10 protein-coding genes and 1 pseudogene are annotated in these 12,986 nt (G+C 74.9%); 8 read left to right on the forward strand and 3 right to left on the reverse strand.

The genetic code is table 11. The features are described 5' to 3' along the window. The first annotated feature begins 93 nt into the window (after positions 1 to 93). On the forward strand, positions 94 to 915 hold the full coding sequence (locus IE326_RS21560; protein WP_190042675.1) for a Rossmann-like domain-containing protein: 822 nt from the start codon (positions 94 to 96) through the stop codon (positions 913 to 915). Next, positions 912 to 2,216: an MFS transporter gene (locus tag IE326_RS21565; RefSeq protein WP_229915551.1), complete on the forward strand. Its 1,305-nt coding sequence runs from the start codon at positions 912 to 914 to the stop codon at positions 2,214 to 2,216. The genes IE326_RS21560 and IE326_RS21565 overlap by 4 nt, the downstream gene beginning before the upstream one ends. Before the next feature lie 32 nt (positions 2,217 to 2,248). Here the strand turns inward: IE326_RS21565 and IE326_RS41895 are convergent. Together IE326_RS41895 and IE326_RS21575 are read right to left on the reverse strand one after the other, a co-directional pair. Further along, positions 2,249 to 2,584: pseudogene (locus tag IE326_RS41895) on the reverse strand (D-Ala-D-Ala carboxypeptidase family metallohydrolase); the annotation flags it as partial. Beyond that, on the reverse strand, positions 2,503 to 3,249 hold the full coding sequence (locus tag IE326_RS21575) for a peptidoglycan-binding domain-containing protein (protein WP_190042676.1): 747 nt from the start codon (positions 3,247 to 3,249) through the stop codon (positions 2,503 to 2,505). The gene IE326_RS21575 and the pseudogene IE326_RS41895, both read right to left, overlap by 82 nt. A gap of 321 nt (positions 3,250 to 3,570) precedes the next feature. On the opposite strand from IE326_RS21575, the gene IE326_RS21580 reads away from it, so the two are divergent. The 6 genes from IE326_RS21580 to IE326_RS21605 all read left to right on the forward strand — a co-directional run bounded on the left by IE326_RS21580 (position 3,571) and on the right by IE326_RS21605 (position 9,867). Continuing rightward, a complete protein-coding gene (locus tag IE326_RS21580) occupies positions 3,571 to 4,827 on the forward strand; it encodes a helix-turn-helix domain-containing protein (RefSeq protein WP_190042677.1) in 1,257 nt (418 codons plus the stop codon). Between the two features lie 156 nt (positions 4,828 to 4,983). Further along, positions 4,984 to 6,072: a peptidoglycan recognition protein family protein gene (locus IE326_RS21585; RefSeq protein WP_150226396.1), complete on the forward strand. Its 1,089-nt coding sequence runs from the start codon at positions 4,984 to 4,986 to the stop codon at positions 6,070 to 6,072. A gap of 318 nt (positions 6,073 to 6,390) precedes the next feature. Further along, the gene (locus tag IE326_RS21590) at positions 6,391 to 6,813 is read left to right on the forward strand and encodes a hypothetical protein (protein ID WP_150226397.1); all 423 of its coding nucleotides are present in this window, start codon (positions 6,391 to 6,393) and stop codon (positions 6,811 to 6,813) included. Between the two features lie 88 nt (positions 6,814 to 6,901). After that, positions 6,902 to 7,789, forward strand: coding sequence for a hypothetical protein (locus IE326_RS21595; protein WP_190042678.1), 888 nt, complete (start codon positions 6,902 to 6,904; stop codon positions 7,787 to 7,789). A 172-nt stretch (positions 7,790 to 7,961) separates the two neighbouring features. Then, on the forward strand, positions 7,962 to 8,915 hold the full coding sequence (locus IE326_RS21600) for a penicillin-insensitive murein endopeptidase (protein ID WP_190042679.1): 954 nt from the start codon (positions 7,962 to 7,964) through the stop codon (positions 8,913 to 8,915). A gap of 31 nt (positions 8,916 to 8,946) precedes the next feature. Next, positions 8,947 to 9,867 (forward strand): peptidoglycan-binding domain-containing protein, encoded by a 921-nt coding sequence (locus tag IE326_RS21605; protein WP_190042680.1) that lies wholly within the window; start codon positions 8,947 to 8,949, stop codon positions 9,865 to 9,867. A gap of 265 nt (positions 9,868 to 10,132) precedes the next feature. On the opposite strand, the gene IE326_RS21610 is transcribed toward IE326_RS21605, so the two are convergent. After that, a complete protein-coding gene (locus IE326_RS21610) occupies positions 10,133 to 12,859 on the reverse strand; it encodes a helix-turn-helix transcriptional regulator (protein ID WP_190042681.1) in 2,727 nt (908 codons plus the stop codon). Between the last annotated feature and the right edge of the window lie 127 nt (positions 12,860 to 12,986).

Consider the following 12,986-nt stretch of genomic DNA (forward strand, 5'->3'; position numbering starts at 1 on the left):
TCGCGGGGCTGCCCTGCCGCGCCGACCGCCTGTCCGGCCTCCCGCACCCCCTTCCTCCCCCTCCTGCCGTCCACACCCGAGAAGGAAACAGCCATGCCCTCCGCGCCCCCGCAGTCCGTACCGGAACTCCAGCAGGCCGTCCTCGACGGAGCCTTCGGCCCGCTCCCCGGCGAGCTGACCGTCACCAGCGCCTTCTGGGTCCACCACACCACCCGCCTGGCCGGCAGCCAGGTCACCTACCGGAACCGGTACGTGCTGCTGCGCTCCGGAGACTCCTTCGGCGCCTGCTCCTTCGAGGCCGGCGACGTCGCCCCGGACTTCTGCGCCGACGCCTCCGGGCACACCCTGGACGCACTGATCCGCCACGAGTCCGCTCCGGTGCGCATCGCCGCGCTCGACGCCTACCTCGGACGCGTACGGCCGCACCGCGACGCGGCGGACGCCGAGGCCGTCACCCTGCCGACCGGCGCGCCGAAGGCACGGGCCGAGGCGAGGGACGCGGCCGTCGCGGGGCTCCTCGACATCGCACCGGAGGCCAAGGTGGCGCTGATCGGCGTCGTCAACCCCCTGGTCGCGGCGATACGGGAACGGGGCGGCGTCCCGCTGCCCTGCGACTTCAACCTGCGCACGACCCACTGGGGCGACCCCGTCACCGACGACATGGAGCAGGTGCTGGCGGAGGCCGACGCGGTCGTCGCCACCGGTATGACCCTCGTGAACGGCAGCTTCGACCGGATCGTCGAGCACTGTCGCAAGCAGGAGCTCCCGCTGGTGGTCTACGCCCAGAGCGGCAGCGCCGTCGCGCGGGCCTTCCTGGGCGCCGGCGTGACCGCGCTGTCCGCCGAACCGTTCCCCTTCTCCCAGTTCAGCGCGGACACCACCACGCTGTACCGGTACCGGGCGGCACGGGCATGAGCAGCGAGACCAAGGGCCCGGAGGCGGTCGTGCGGACCGGTGGAACGCGGCCGGAGAACGGGAGCGGTGCGGACGCGGACACGACGTCCGGCACCGCCGCCGTACCCGGCGACCTGGCGATGACCCGCGTCCTGTGGCCCTTCATGCTGGCCTCCGCCGTCGGCCTGGTGCCCTTCACCGTCTACAGCACCTTCCTCGTCCCGATGGCCGAATTCTCCGGCGGCGGCGTCGCCGCCCTGGGGCAGCTGCGCGGCCTCGGCGGCCTGGCCGCCCTCGCGGTGGGGACCGCGCTCGCGCCGCTGCTCGACCGCGTGCGCCGGGAGTGGGCCGCGGCGGGCGGCCTCGCGGTGCTCGCGGTCTCGGCGGCGCTCGGCGCGAGCGGTGATCTCCTGCTGCTCGCCGCGTTCTGCCTGCTGGTCGGCGCCGGCACGGCCGTGCTCAACCCGGCGCTGACCGCCGCCGCGGCCGACCGGTTCGACGACGACGCCGCGGCGGGCCGCGCCGCCACCCTCATCACCGCCACCCAGTCGCTGACCGCCCTGCTCGCCGCGCCGCTCGTGGCCCTGCCCGCCCTGGTGTGGGGCTGGCGCGGCGACCTGTGGGCCGTCGCCGCGCTCTGCGCCGCCCTCGCCCTGTACTTCCTCCTGCGCGGCCGCCGCAAGGCCGGGACGGAGACCGCGGGGACGACGGAGCGGCCCGGCTACCTGGAGTCCTTCCGGCTTCTGGGCACCCTGCCGGGCGTGGTGCCGCTCCTCCTGGTCGCCATGCTCCGCACGGCCGCGTTCATGGGCCACCTCGCCTACCTCGCCGCGTTCTACGACGAACGGTTCGGGCTCGCACCGGAGCCGTTCGCGATCGTGTGGACGCTCAGCGGCACCGCTTTCTTCCTCGGCAACCTGCTCGCCGGACGGCTGCTGAGCTCCGACAGGGCGACGGTCCCGGCGGAACGCCTGATGACGTTCGGGCTGGTCGTGGCACTGGCAGCGCTCGTCGGCGTCTTCTTCGCACCCGCCCTCTGGCTGGCCCTGCCGCTCACGGCCCTGGTCGGCGCCGGGCACGCGACGGTCGCGGCCTGTGTCACCACCCTGCTGGTACGGCGCTGCGGCTCCCTGCGCGGCACGGCGCTGGGCGTCAACGCCGCCGGGATGAGTTTCGGCGTCTTCCTCGGCGCCGGACTGGGCGGTGCCGGCCTGGCCCTCGGCGGCTTCGCCGGCACGGCGGCGGCCCTCGGCGGCCTGACCCTCGCGGCCCTCGTCCTGGCACGCGTCGCGGCCCGCTCCCCGGCTCCCGCCGAGAAGTGACCGGAAGCCCCTGCGAGCCGGGAGCCCGAGACGCGGACGTCCGCGGCGATGCCGTACAGGTGCATGGAGTTCGAGGCGCCGCCCACCGAGGAGTCGTGGGAGATGCCGGGGAAGCCGGAGTCGATCGTGACGGGCCGGTCGCCGCACTCCTTGCGCAGCGCATCCAGTTCGTACCTGGTGCGGCGCACGTTCTCCTGCGCGGTCGCCGCGGCCGCTCCGGCGCCGAGGCGCAGCAGTGCGCGGCGTGGCGGGGCGGGTGCCGATGCCGTGGCGAACTCCTTCTTCCTCAGTACCAGTTGTGGGACTGCCAGAAGGACCACGCCCCGCACGGAGTGCTGTAGCGGGACTTGATGTAGTCGAGTCCCCACTCGATCTGGGTGGCCGGGTCGGTCCGCCAGTCGGGGCCCGCCACGGCCATCTTGTCGCCGGGCAGGGACTGCGGGATGCCGTAGGCGCCGGACGAGGGGTTCGTCGCGTACACCTTCCACGTGCTCTCGCGGATCCAGAGGTTGTCGAGGCAGCCGAACTGGCCGCTCACGGACCAGCCGTGCTCGGCGATCTTCCACTGCGCGGTGATCTTCACGGTACGGGCCACCCGCATCGCGTTCATGGTCGCGGTGCCCGCGACGCCGTCGGCGGACAGGCCGTTCGCCTGCTGCCAGGCCGTCACCTCGGACTTGGTGCCGTCGCCGTACGCGCCGTCGGCCGTGGCGCCGGCCTTGCGCTGCACCTCCTTCACCTTGTCGTGCAGGGCGAGTTCGGTGCGACTGCCGTAGTCGCCGTCCTCGGCGAGCCCGTTGTCGCGCTGGAAGGAGCGGACCGCGGCGGTGGTCTGCGCGCCGTAGACGCCGTCGATCCCTCCGGCCGGCAGATAGCCGATGCCCGCGAGGTTGCGCTGGATCCAGGTGGTGGAGTCCAGGGCGTGCGCGGGGACGGAGGGCGCCAGCACGGCGAGCAGGGCGGCGGCCAGCACGAGCGCCGCCCGGGCGAGCGGTGAGCGGCGCCGGAGGTCCGGCGTTCGGGTGGGTGTCACTCGGAGTCCTCGTCTTCGCGGTGGATCGGGAGCGGCCGAAGTCATGGTGCCGCCGGGGCGGCCGCTCCGGAGCCTCTCGCCGGCGATACGGGACGGGGCCGGGACGCGCGGGACGCCGGGGGTGTGCGGGACGGGACGAGACGGGACGGCTCGCACCACGCGGCCGCCTGTGGCGCAGATCACTCGCACGGGCCCCGGAGGTCTGTGAGCCCCCTGTCTCACCGGGGCTCCGGTGTGACAAAGTCCTGCCGCAGGTAGCGGCAAGTTGTTCATGAACTCCGCTTGAGACAAAGGGAGTTCAACACGGGGGAAGGGCTTCGGATGACTGCTGTCGAGAAGCGGGCCCGGGACGAGCGGCGTCGGCGGGACGCCGAACTCGGGGCCGTCCGCGAACGGGTCCTGGCGGGGATGCGCGGGATCAAGGAGGAATTCGGTCTGAGCTACGGCCGGCTCGCCGAGAAGACGCACTACAGCCGCTCGTCCTGGGAGCGCTTCCTCAACGGGAAGCAGTGGCCGAGCCGCGCCGCCGTCCAGCAGCTCGCGGACGTGGTCGGGCAGGACCCCGCGCCCCTGATCGCCCTCTGGGAACACGCCGAGAGGCTGGCCCGCAGAAACAGACGCGAGGAAACCGGGCCGGAGATCCAGAGGGACCAGGAGCAGGAGCCCGGACCGGGACAGTCGGCAGAGCGGGGAGAGCGAGAGGGGACGGACGGCCCGGGTCAGGAGGGCCGGGGCGAAGGCCGGGGCGAGGGCCGGGGCAGGGCTGCGCCGGGGCAGGGGCAGGAGGAGTCGGCAGGCCGGGGAGACCCCGTACGGGAGAGGGAACCCGTACGGGAGGAGCGGCGCGCGCCGAGTGACGCGCCGGCCTTATCCCAGGGGCACGACGGCGTCGGCGGGTCCGCGCGGGGCGGGGCCGGTCCGGCCGTGCAGGCCGCCGGGGGCGCGGCCGCCGAAGGCGCGGCCGGCCCCGGCGCGCCGGATCCGTACCGTGCCGCCGGGTTCGGACCCGGGCAACGCTCCGCCGGACGGGTGCGGCCGCTCGTCCACATGGCGATCGGCGCGGTCGTGGGCGCCCTGATCGTGATCGCCGTCCTCGGGGTGAGGTCCGATCCGGACGGTGCGCGGTCGGACGCGGGGAAGTCGACCGCGAGCGGGGAGAGTTCGGGGGTGACGGCCCAGGGCGCGGCCGAGCGCACGCCCGGCGCCGAGTCCGACCACCCCCTGCCGGGCTGCTCCGGGGAGTCCTGCCTCGGGCGCGAACCGCAGACGATGAACTGCCAGTGGGACGCGAAGACCGTCCGGCTCCTCTACCTGCGCGGGCTGCGGATCCAGCTCCGGCACAGCGCCGCCTGCCAGGCGGTCTGGGGGCGGCTGGAGAACGGGGCGATCGGCGACGGCGTGATCATCACCGACAAGGGCAGCAGGACGGAGGAGTCCACCATCCGGGTGGACCGCGACACCTACACGCGGATGCTGTCGGTGGCCGAGTACCCCCTTTCGACCATCTCCCTCTGCGGGGTGATCCCGAAGGTCAAGGAGCAGGAGTGCGACCCCCCGCAGGACGCCCCGCAGCCCTGAGGCGGTGACGCCCGGCGGGGTCCCGGGGCGTCCCGAGAAGCCGAAGCGGCCGAGTCCGGGGCGAGCAACTCCCTTATGGGACATCTGAGTTGCTCATAGCATTCGGCGGCCGCTCCGCGTCGTGCGGAGCGGCCGCCGACCACATGGGGAGAGACGATGAGCGACCTGCCGATACCGCGTCCGCGACGGCGCGCGCTGCTGTCCGGGGCCTTCGCCCTCGGTGCGGGAGCGGTCCTGGGGACCGCGCTGCCGGGGACCGCGGGCGCCGCCGCGGGGGCCGCGCTCGCCGGACCGGTGATCTCCGGGTGCGTGGCCTGGGGCGCCCGCGAGCCGAGCAGCCCGGTGAAGCTGCTGGCCACCGGGCCGCAGAAGATCATCGTCCATCACACCGCGACCCCGAACAGCACCGACTACTCGCAGGCGCACGCCTTCGGGCTGTCCCGGTCGATCCAGAACGACCACATGGACGCGCGGGGCTGGATCGACTCGGGCCAGCACTTCACGATCAGCCGCGGCGGCTGGATCACCGAGGGCCGTCACTCCAGCGCCGCCGCGCTGGCCGCCGGTGTCCAGCAGGTCGAGTCGGCGCACTGCACCGGCCAGAACACCGTCGCCGTCGGCATCGAGAACGAGGGCACCTACACGTCGGTGGACCCGCGGTCGGCGCAGTACGCGAAGCTGGTCGACCTCTGCGCGTACATCTGCTCCCAGTACGGGCTGCGCGCCTACCAGATCTTCGGGCACCGGGACTTCAACAACACCGAGTGCCCCGGCGACCGGCTGTACGCGCTGCTGCCCCAGCTCAGGGCCGACGTCGCCGCCCGGATCGGCGGCAGCCCGGAGTGGGGCGGCTGGCCGGTGGCGCGGCTCGGCGACTCGGGCGAGCGGATCAGGTCGCTGCAGTACCTGCTCGCCTCCCGGGGGGCCTCGATCGTGGCCGACGGCTCCTTCGGGCCGGCGACCGAGAGCGCGGTGCGGGCCTTCCAGACGACCAACCGCGCCGGGGTCGACGGCGTGGCCGGGAACCAGACCTGGCACCAGCTCGCCCACCCGCTCGCGCGCGGAACGCAGGGCGACGCGGTGAAGGCGCTTCAGGGCCAGCTCGTCGCGCGCGGTCAGACGCTGGTCGTCGACGGCAGCTTCGGTCCGGGCACCGAGGCGGGGGTGCGGGCGTTCCAGACCTCGGCGGGCCTGCCGGCCGACGGCGTGGCGGACGCCCGCACCTGGAGCCGGCTGCTGGCCTGAGTGACCGGCGCCCCGGTACGGGAGAGGGGGGTGAGGCGGAAGACCGCCTCACCCCCCTCTCCCGCATCCCGGACCCCGTGCCCCCGGCCCCCGCTGCCCGTCCCCTCCCCGTCCCTCCCCTGCTCCCGTCCCGTCCCTCCCGTGCGTCCCGGCGGGGGCGCGTCCCGGGAGTGTCCCGAGTGGGCGACGGGACCTACGCATTCGCCGGTCGGCACGGTCAGGATTCCGCTGGGCCGAAAACGGCGGCCACCGCAACAGGCCCCTCGCGCACCACCGGTCTCCACCGACCATCCGACATCCGACCACAGGAGTCACGACATGCGTCGCATCCGCAGCACCACCCTCACCGCAGGTGCCCTCGCCCTCGCCGGTGTCGCCGCCACCTGCGTGGCGCTCGCCCCGGCGGCGTCCGCCTCGGCCCAGGCGTGCACGGTCACCACCCTCACCACGGGTGCGTACGAGTCGCAGGGCACCATCGCCACCAAGGCCTCCAGCGGCTGCGGTGACCTGAACCTGACCTACTCGTACAACGCCGGCAGCCGCACCTACGACGAGTACGCCGGCCGTTACAAGAAGTCGTCCGGCTGGGTGACCGGCTCGAAGCGGTACGTCCTGGCGTACGACGGCTCCCACAGCGTCAACGACTCCACGTACTGGCTCGTCACCGGCCTCTCCGCCGGCACCCAGTTCAGCGTCGCCAGCCTGTACGACGGCGGCGACACGGTCCGGATCACCCACTGATCCGCTCCCCGGCGGATCGGCAGTACGCCGCGGGACCACCGGCAGGACGGTCCCGCGGCACCCGGACGACCGAGAGGCACGAGACGCTGTGAAGAAGAGGCCGATCACCGCGGCGGTTCTGGGCGCCGTCGTCGCGGCGGCTGCCCTGACGGGTTGCGGGGGCGCCGCGCCGGGTCTCTCCGCGGCGCCCCTCCCCACGGCGCAGGGCCCCGTACGGCCGCCGACGGTGGTGCGGGGCCTGCCGGCGGAGCGGGACCTGACGGCGATGGTGCTGCCCGCGACCGGCGCGGACAGCAGGCTGGCCCAGGGGCTCGACGGCTTCGCCCAACTGGTGGGCCACGCACGGCTCCAGGAGTGCGCGGAGCGGGCGGGCGTACGGCTCCCCGAGGTGCCGCCCCCGGCGTACATCGGCTGGTCCGACCTGCCCGACCTGGGCTTCATCGGGCGGCACGGCCTCACGATGAGCGTGTCGGCCCTGCCGTCGGCCTCCCCGAGCGGCCGGGCGGCGGGCCGGACGGACGGGGCCGCGCAGCAGCGCTGCGGGACGGAGGGCCGCACCGCGGCCAAGGAGTTCCGGGACCTGTACTCGCCGCTCCAGTCGCTGTGGTGGCCGGAGGTCTCGGCGGTCCGGGACGACCCGCGGGCCCGCGAGGCCCTGCGGTCCCTGCCCGGCTGCCTCGCGCGGTACGGCGTCGAGGTGGAGGACGAGGACGGCTTCTTCGCCCTCGTCGACCGCACCGTCCAGGGCATCGAGGACGGGGCGGAGGCGGCCCGCGCCGACCGGGAACTCGGAGCGGCCTACGCCGCCTGCATGGCCCCGGTGGAAGCGGTCCGGGAACCCCTGCGCACCGCCCGCCGCACCGCCTTCGAGGCGGCGCACCGCGACGAACTCCGCGCGCTGGAAGGCGTCCTGCCGACGCGCATCCGGGAACTGGAGCGCCGGCACGGCCTGGCCTTCGGACACCCCGTCCCCTGAGTACCGTCATGAGGACGTCCTCGTCAACGTCCACGAGGACGGGCCGGGCACGACGCCCCGCGCACACGGCCCACGACCCATCCCCTGTCCCCGCACCCCGCCCCCGCCCCCGTAACCACCGCAGTCCAGTCCGACACGATGCGACATGATCCGACACGAGAGGGATCGCGCCATGCTCCGATCGTCCGGTCCGCGCAAGAAGAGCGCCCGGATCGCCCTGTTCCTCGCCCTGACCACGGCCCTGCTCGTCCAGACGGGCGCCCCGGCCCAGGCGTTCGCGGGAGCCTCATACCACCTCCAGAGCTCGGGCAACCGAGGCAGCGACGTCGTCGCCCTCCAGCACCTGCTGGCCGCACGCGGCCAGTCCGTCGCCGCCGACGGGGTGTTCGGCTCCGGCACGGCGGCCGCCGTCAAGAGCTTCCAGAGCTCCCAGGGCCTGACGGCGGACGGCATCGTCGGCCCGAACACCTGGGGCAGGCTCGTCGCCACGGTGCGCCAGGGCGACAACGGACCGGCCGTGAAGGCCGTGCAGTACCTGCTCAACGCCAAGCGTTCGGCGGGTCTGACGGTCGACGGCGCCTTCGGTCCGGCGACCACCGCCGCGGTGAAGACCTTCCAGAGCCACGCGGGCCTGTCCGCCGACGGCGTCGTCGGTCCCGACACCTGGCGCAACCTGGTCTGGCACTACGAGCTGGTGAACTTCACCCACGTCTGCGACCAGAACCCGGACGGCAACGCGACCGCGAACTGGGCCACCGCCGCGGCCGTCGGCCAACTGGAGGCCGCGGCCGCCTCCTTCGCCTCGACCGGCCAGGGCAAGGTGCCGATGGGCGACGCGAGCTTCGAGCACGGCGGCGACATCCCGGGCCACGCCAGCCACGAGGTCGGGCTCGACATCGACCTCTGGCCCATCCGCACCGATTCCGCGCAGTGCTCGGCGGGCCGGATCACCTGGCAGTCCGGCACCTACGACCGGGCGGCCACCCGCCGGCTCGTGCAGGCGATCCGCGCGGCGGCCCCCGGGCACATCGAGGTCGTCTACTTCAACGACCCGACGCTGATCTCCGAGGGCCTGACCACGCAGTACCCGAACCACGACAACCACCTCCACGTCCGCTACCGCTGACGCGGACCGGCGCAGCACCCGAAGGAGAGACATGCGCAGACGCTTCCCGGCACTGGTCGCCGCGGTCATCGCCGCGATGGTGGCCGTCCTGCTCGGGCCGGGCACCGCCTCGGCCGCCACCTGGCCCGTCATCGCCAACGGCGACAGCGGCGCCCAGGTGACGACGGTCCAGCACCTGCTCAACCACCGCGGGTACGCGACCACGGCCGACGGCGCCTTCGGTCCCGCGACCGAGGCGAAGGTCTCGGCGTTCCAGAGCGCCAACGGCCTCACGGCCGACGGCTCGGTGGGCCCGCTGACCTGGCCCAAGCTGGTCGCCACGGTGCAGAGCGGCAGCACCGGCAACGCGGCCAGGGCGGCCCAGACCCAGCTGAACCGGTACGGGTACGGCCTCGCCGTCGACGGCGACTTCGGCACCGCGTCGGCCAACGCCGCCAAGGACTTCCAGTCCAAGCACGGACTGACGGCGGACGGCATCGTGGGCCCGAACACCTGGAACGCCCTGGTCGGCGGCTCCGGCAGCGGCGGGGGCGGCACCGGCCGCGCCCAGCTCGCGGCGGCGATCGACGCCAACTCCCGCATCTCCCTGCTCACCTACCACGTGAGCGGGGTCGTCGACGCCGACTCCACGGCCCAGGCGAACATCACCGACACCAAGAACGGCACCACCGCCGAGACCAGCAACTACAGCGACGTCGGCGAGCGCGAGGTCTGGCTCTCCACGGCCATGCTCAACGGCATGCTGAAGCTGGCCACGGAACGGGGCTACACCTTCCTGGTCACCGAGATCGCGGGCGGCGACCACTCGTCGAACTCGAACCACTACCGGGGCGTCGCGTTCGACGCGGACAACATGTCCGTCGGCAACGCCACCTTCGTCAGCGCCTGCCGCGCGTACGGCGCGACGGAGGCCCTGGACGAGGGCAACCACGTCCACTGCGCCTGGCAGTAGTCCGGCGGGCTGCAGAAGCGGCCGGCGCCCGCCCGGGGCGCCGGCCGCACCGCTCTGTTCCCCGGCCGGCCCGTCGGCGTCCGACCGCCGCTTCGGGTCCTCGATCCCGGCGTCCGGTTCCCCGGCGCTCGGCCGCTCCGCCGAGGCGCGGTGGCGGCCGGCGAGTTCGTCGGCGGGCCCGGACCCCCCTGCTGCCCGCGGTCGCCGAACGGGTGAGCCGCGGGCCGCAGGCCGTGGCGGCGGGGACGGTCCGGTCGCGGGCGGGTCACTCCTGTGCGGGTGCGACGGCGTGCGCGAGCTGGAAGCGTGAGTGCAGGCCCAGTTTCCGGTAGACGCGGGTGAGGGTCGCCTCGACCGTCTTGACGCTGACGGTGAGGGTGGTGGCGATGTCGCGGTTGCTCACCCCGGCGGCGGCGAGTTCGGCGCAGCGCTGCTCGGCGGAGGTGAGGCGGGGGCGGGCGTCTTTACCCGCGGGAACGGCTTCCAGCCGGCCGAGGGTGTGCGCGGCGGTCTCGGCCCACGGGTGGGCCTGGTGGGCGGTGAAGAGGTCGAGGGCGCTCTGCGCGGCGGCGCGGGCGCTGGCCCGGCGGCGCCCGCGCCGTTCGGTGTGGCTGAGCGCCAGCAGGGTCCTGCCGCGTTCGAGGGGGAGGTGGCGGAGCCGGTCGGCCGCTCCGGCGAGGCGCCGGGCCGCGGTGTCGTAGTCGCCGCGGGCGGCGTCCAGGAGTGCCCGGGTGCGTTCGAGCGGGGGGAGGACCGCGTCCCTGCCGAGGTCGGCCGCGGTGCGGCGGGTGTCGTCCAGGAGGTGCTGGGCCTGGTCGAGGCGGCCGAGGGCGACGAGGGTCTCGGCGAGTTCGGGGTGCCAGCGCAGGACGGAGGGGTCGTGGACCTGCTGGAGTCCCTCCAGGGCGCGGACCTCCTCCAGGGCTTCCAGGGCTTCTTTGGGGTGGCCGGTGGTGAGGAGGAGGTGGCCGAGGGCGAAGAGGTTGCGGGAGAGGAAGACCTTGTTGTCCTCCTGCCGGGACGCGTCGACTCCGCGGCGGGCGTGGGCGAGGGCGAGGTCGGTGCGTCCGGCGGTGCCCTCGACGAGGGCGGAGGTGTAGCACGCCGGTGCCGGTGACAGAGCGGTTCCGTCGGTCAGCGCCTGGGCGCGATGGGCGTGCTCGAGCGCCCTGGCGCACCGCCCGGCGCGCAGTTCGGCCTCGGCGAGGCTGCGCAGGACGTCGACGGTCGCCTCGGCGTCGCCGGTCCGCTCGGCCTCGACGAGCAGGGGGAGCAGCGCGGTGCGGGCCTCGTCCGGGTGGTCGTCGAAGAGGGCGTGCCGGGCGGCGAGGTGCTGGGGGGTGGCGTTGGCCGGGAGGGGGGCGGTGCGGGGCAGGGACAGTGCGCGGTCGAGCGTGGTCCCGGCGCCGGGGTGGCCGAGGACGCGCTGGAGGCGCGCCTGCATCGTGAGGGCCATGACGGCGGTGGTGGTGTCGCCGGCTGCTTCGGCGAGGGCGGTGGCCCGGCCCGCCAGGGCGCACGCCCGGTGGGGGTCGCCCTCGTTGACGTTGGCCCAGATGGACTGGCGGATGAGGATCCGCGCGGTGAGGTCGGGCCGTCCGGCCGCCGCGTGGAGCGCGGCGGCGAACAGTTCGTCCGCGCCGTGCAGGTGCTGGCCGCTGGCGTCGATCAGGGCGACGAGGGCGTCGACGCGCTGGTCGGGGGTGGTGTCGTGGTCCAGGACGAGGCGGACGGCGGCCCGGCCGCGGGGGAGGTCGCCGTAGTGGGCGGCGTCGCGCACGGCGGTCAGGGCCCGTTCGGTGAGCAGGTCGCCGTCGTCGCGCGGGGTGCGCCGGGCGGCGAGGAGGGAGAGCTCCGCCGCGAGTGCGTGGTCGCCGCGCTGCCGGGCGTGGACGGCGGCGCGGGCGGCGCGGTGGGCCGACCGCGGGTCGTCGGCGTCGGCCGCCAGCGCGGCGTGCCGGTCGCGGCGGACGCCGTCGCGGCCGGCCCCGGCCAGGCGGGCGTGCAGGAGCCTGCGCGCGTGGCCCGGCAGCCGGGCCACGAGTTCGGTGCCGATCGCGGAGGCGGTGAACCGCACCGTCCCGTCGGGCTGCCGGAGGTCGACGAGTCCGGCCGCCTCGGCCTCGGCCAGGAGCCTTTCGGCCGCCGGGCCGGTGAGCTCGCTCAGCAGGTCGAGGCCGGGCCGGTCGTCGAGGGCGGCGAGCGTCAGCAGTTCCCGGACCTCCTCCGACACCGTGCCCAGCCATTCGCCCACCAGCCGGCGGGCCGGGGAGGGAAGGACGGGATCGTCCTCGCAGGCCGGCACGGCGGGGGTGCCGGCCCGGGCCTGGGCGAGCGCCAGGGCCAGGGCGGGGTTTCCTCCGCTGTGGGCGTGGACGCGCGTGACCTCGCGGGGGGTGAGCCGGTACGGGGCCAGCAGCGCCGCGACCTGAGGTGCCGTCAGGGGTGGAACGCGTACCGCGTGCGCGTCCTCCCCGCACCAGTGGCCCGCGGGCCCGGGGCCCCGGCCGCGCTCGGCCGCGATGACGGGAAGGTCCGGGGTCAGACGCAGTGCCCAGCCCAGGACGGCCGCGCTGGCCGGGTCCAGCCACTGGGCGTTGTCCACCACCAGGGTCATGGGCGGTGCCTCCCGCAGCACGGCGGCGGTCCGCCGGCGCAGCCGCAGGGCGGAACCGGCGTCGTCCGGCGAGTCCGGCCGGCCGGCGGCCTCGTCGAGTGCCGCCGCCAGTTCCCGCGCGGCGGGCACCTCGGGGAGGGCCAGCGCGAGTTCGAGGAGCCCGGCGCAGGGGACCCGGGCGTCCTGCGGTCGCGGGGCCAGCCGCAGGACGGGCAGGCCCAGCCGTCGCCCGAGGGCCGCGGCCGCGGTGGTCTTGCCGCTTCCGGGCGGCCCGGACAGGACCACCCGGCGGGTGCCGGGCACGTCTTCAGGCACCACCGGCAGCACGGGACCGGCCTCGTGGAACGCGCTCGTCCACATCGCAGAGTCTGGCATCGGGCCATGGTGCGCCCCCCGGTCCTCCCCGGTCCAGATCAAGGGGTTGCCCTGATGTCGGCCGGGCCCCGCGTCCCTAGCCTCATGGCCACAGCCCGGCCAACGGCCGCCGAACGTCCCCCGCACC

The organism is Streptomyces filamentosus, assembly GCF_014654895.1.
Lineage (GTDB): Bacteria > Actinomycetota > Actinomycetes > Streptomycetales > Streptomycetaceae > Streptomyces > Streptomyces filamentosus.

What these genes read in the sequence shown, in the direction of transcription:
- IE326_RS21560 (WP_190042675.1), top strand. Translation starts at nt 94, where the DNA reads ATGCCCTCCGCGCCCCCGCAGTCCGTACCGGAACTCCAGCAGGCCGTC.
- IE326_RS21565 (WP_229915551.1), top strand. Translation starts at nt 912, where the DNA reads ATGAGCAGCGAGACCAAGGGCCCGGAGGCGGTCGTGCGGACCGGTGGA.
- IE326_RS21580 (WP_190042677.1), top strand. Translation starts at nt 3,571, where the DNA reads ATGACTGCTGTCGAGAAGCGGGCCCGGGACGAGCGGCGTCGGCGGGAC.
- IE326_RS21585 (WP_150226396.1), top strand. Translation starts at nt 4,984, where the DNA reads ATGAGCGACCTGCCGATACCGCGTCCGCGACGGCGCGCGCTGCTGTCC.
- IE326_RS21590 (WP_150226397.1), top strand. Translation starts at nt 6,391, where the DNA reads ATGCGTCGCATCCGCAGCACCACCCTCACCGCAGGTGCCCTCGCCCTC.
- IE326_RS21600 (WP_190042679.1), top strand. Translation starts at nt 7,962, where the DNA reads ATGCTCCGATCGTCCGGTCCGCGCAAGAAGAGCGCCCGGATCGCCCTG.
- IE326_RS21605 (WP_190042680.1), top strand. Translation starts at nt 8,947, where the DNA reads ATGCGCAGACGCTTCCCGGCACTGGTCGCCGCGGTCATCGCCGCGATG.
- IE326_RS21610 (WP_190042681.1), bottom strand. Translation starts at nt 12,859, where the DNA reads ATGCCAGACTCTGCGATGTGGACGAGCGCGTTCCACGAGGCCGGTCCC.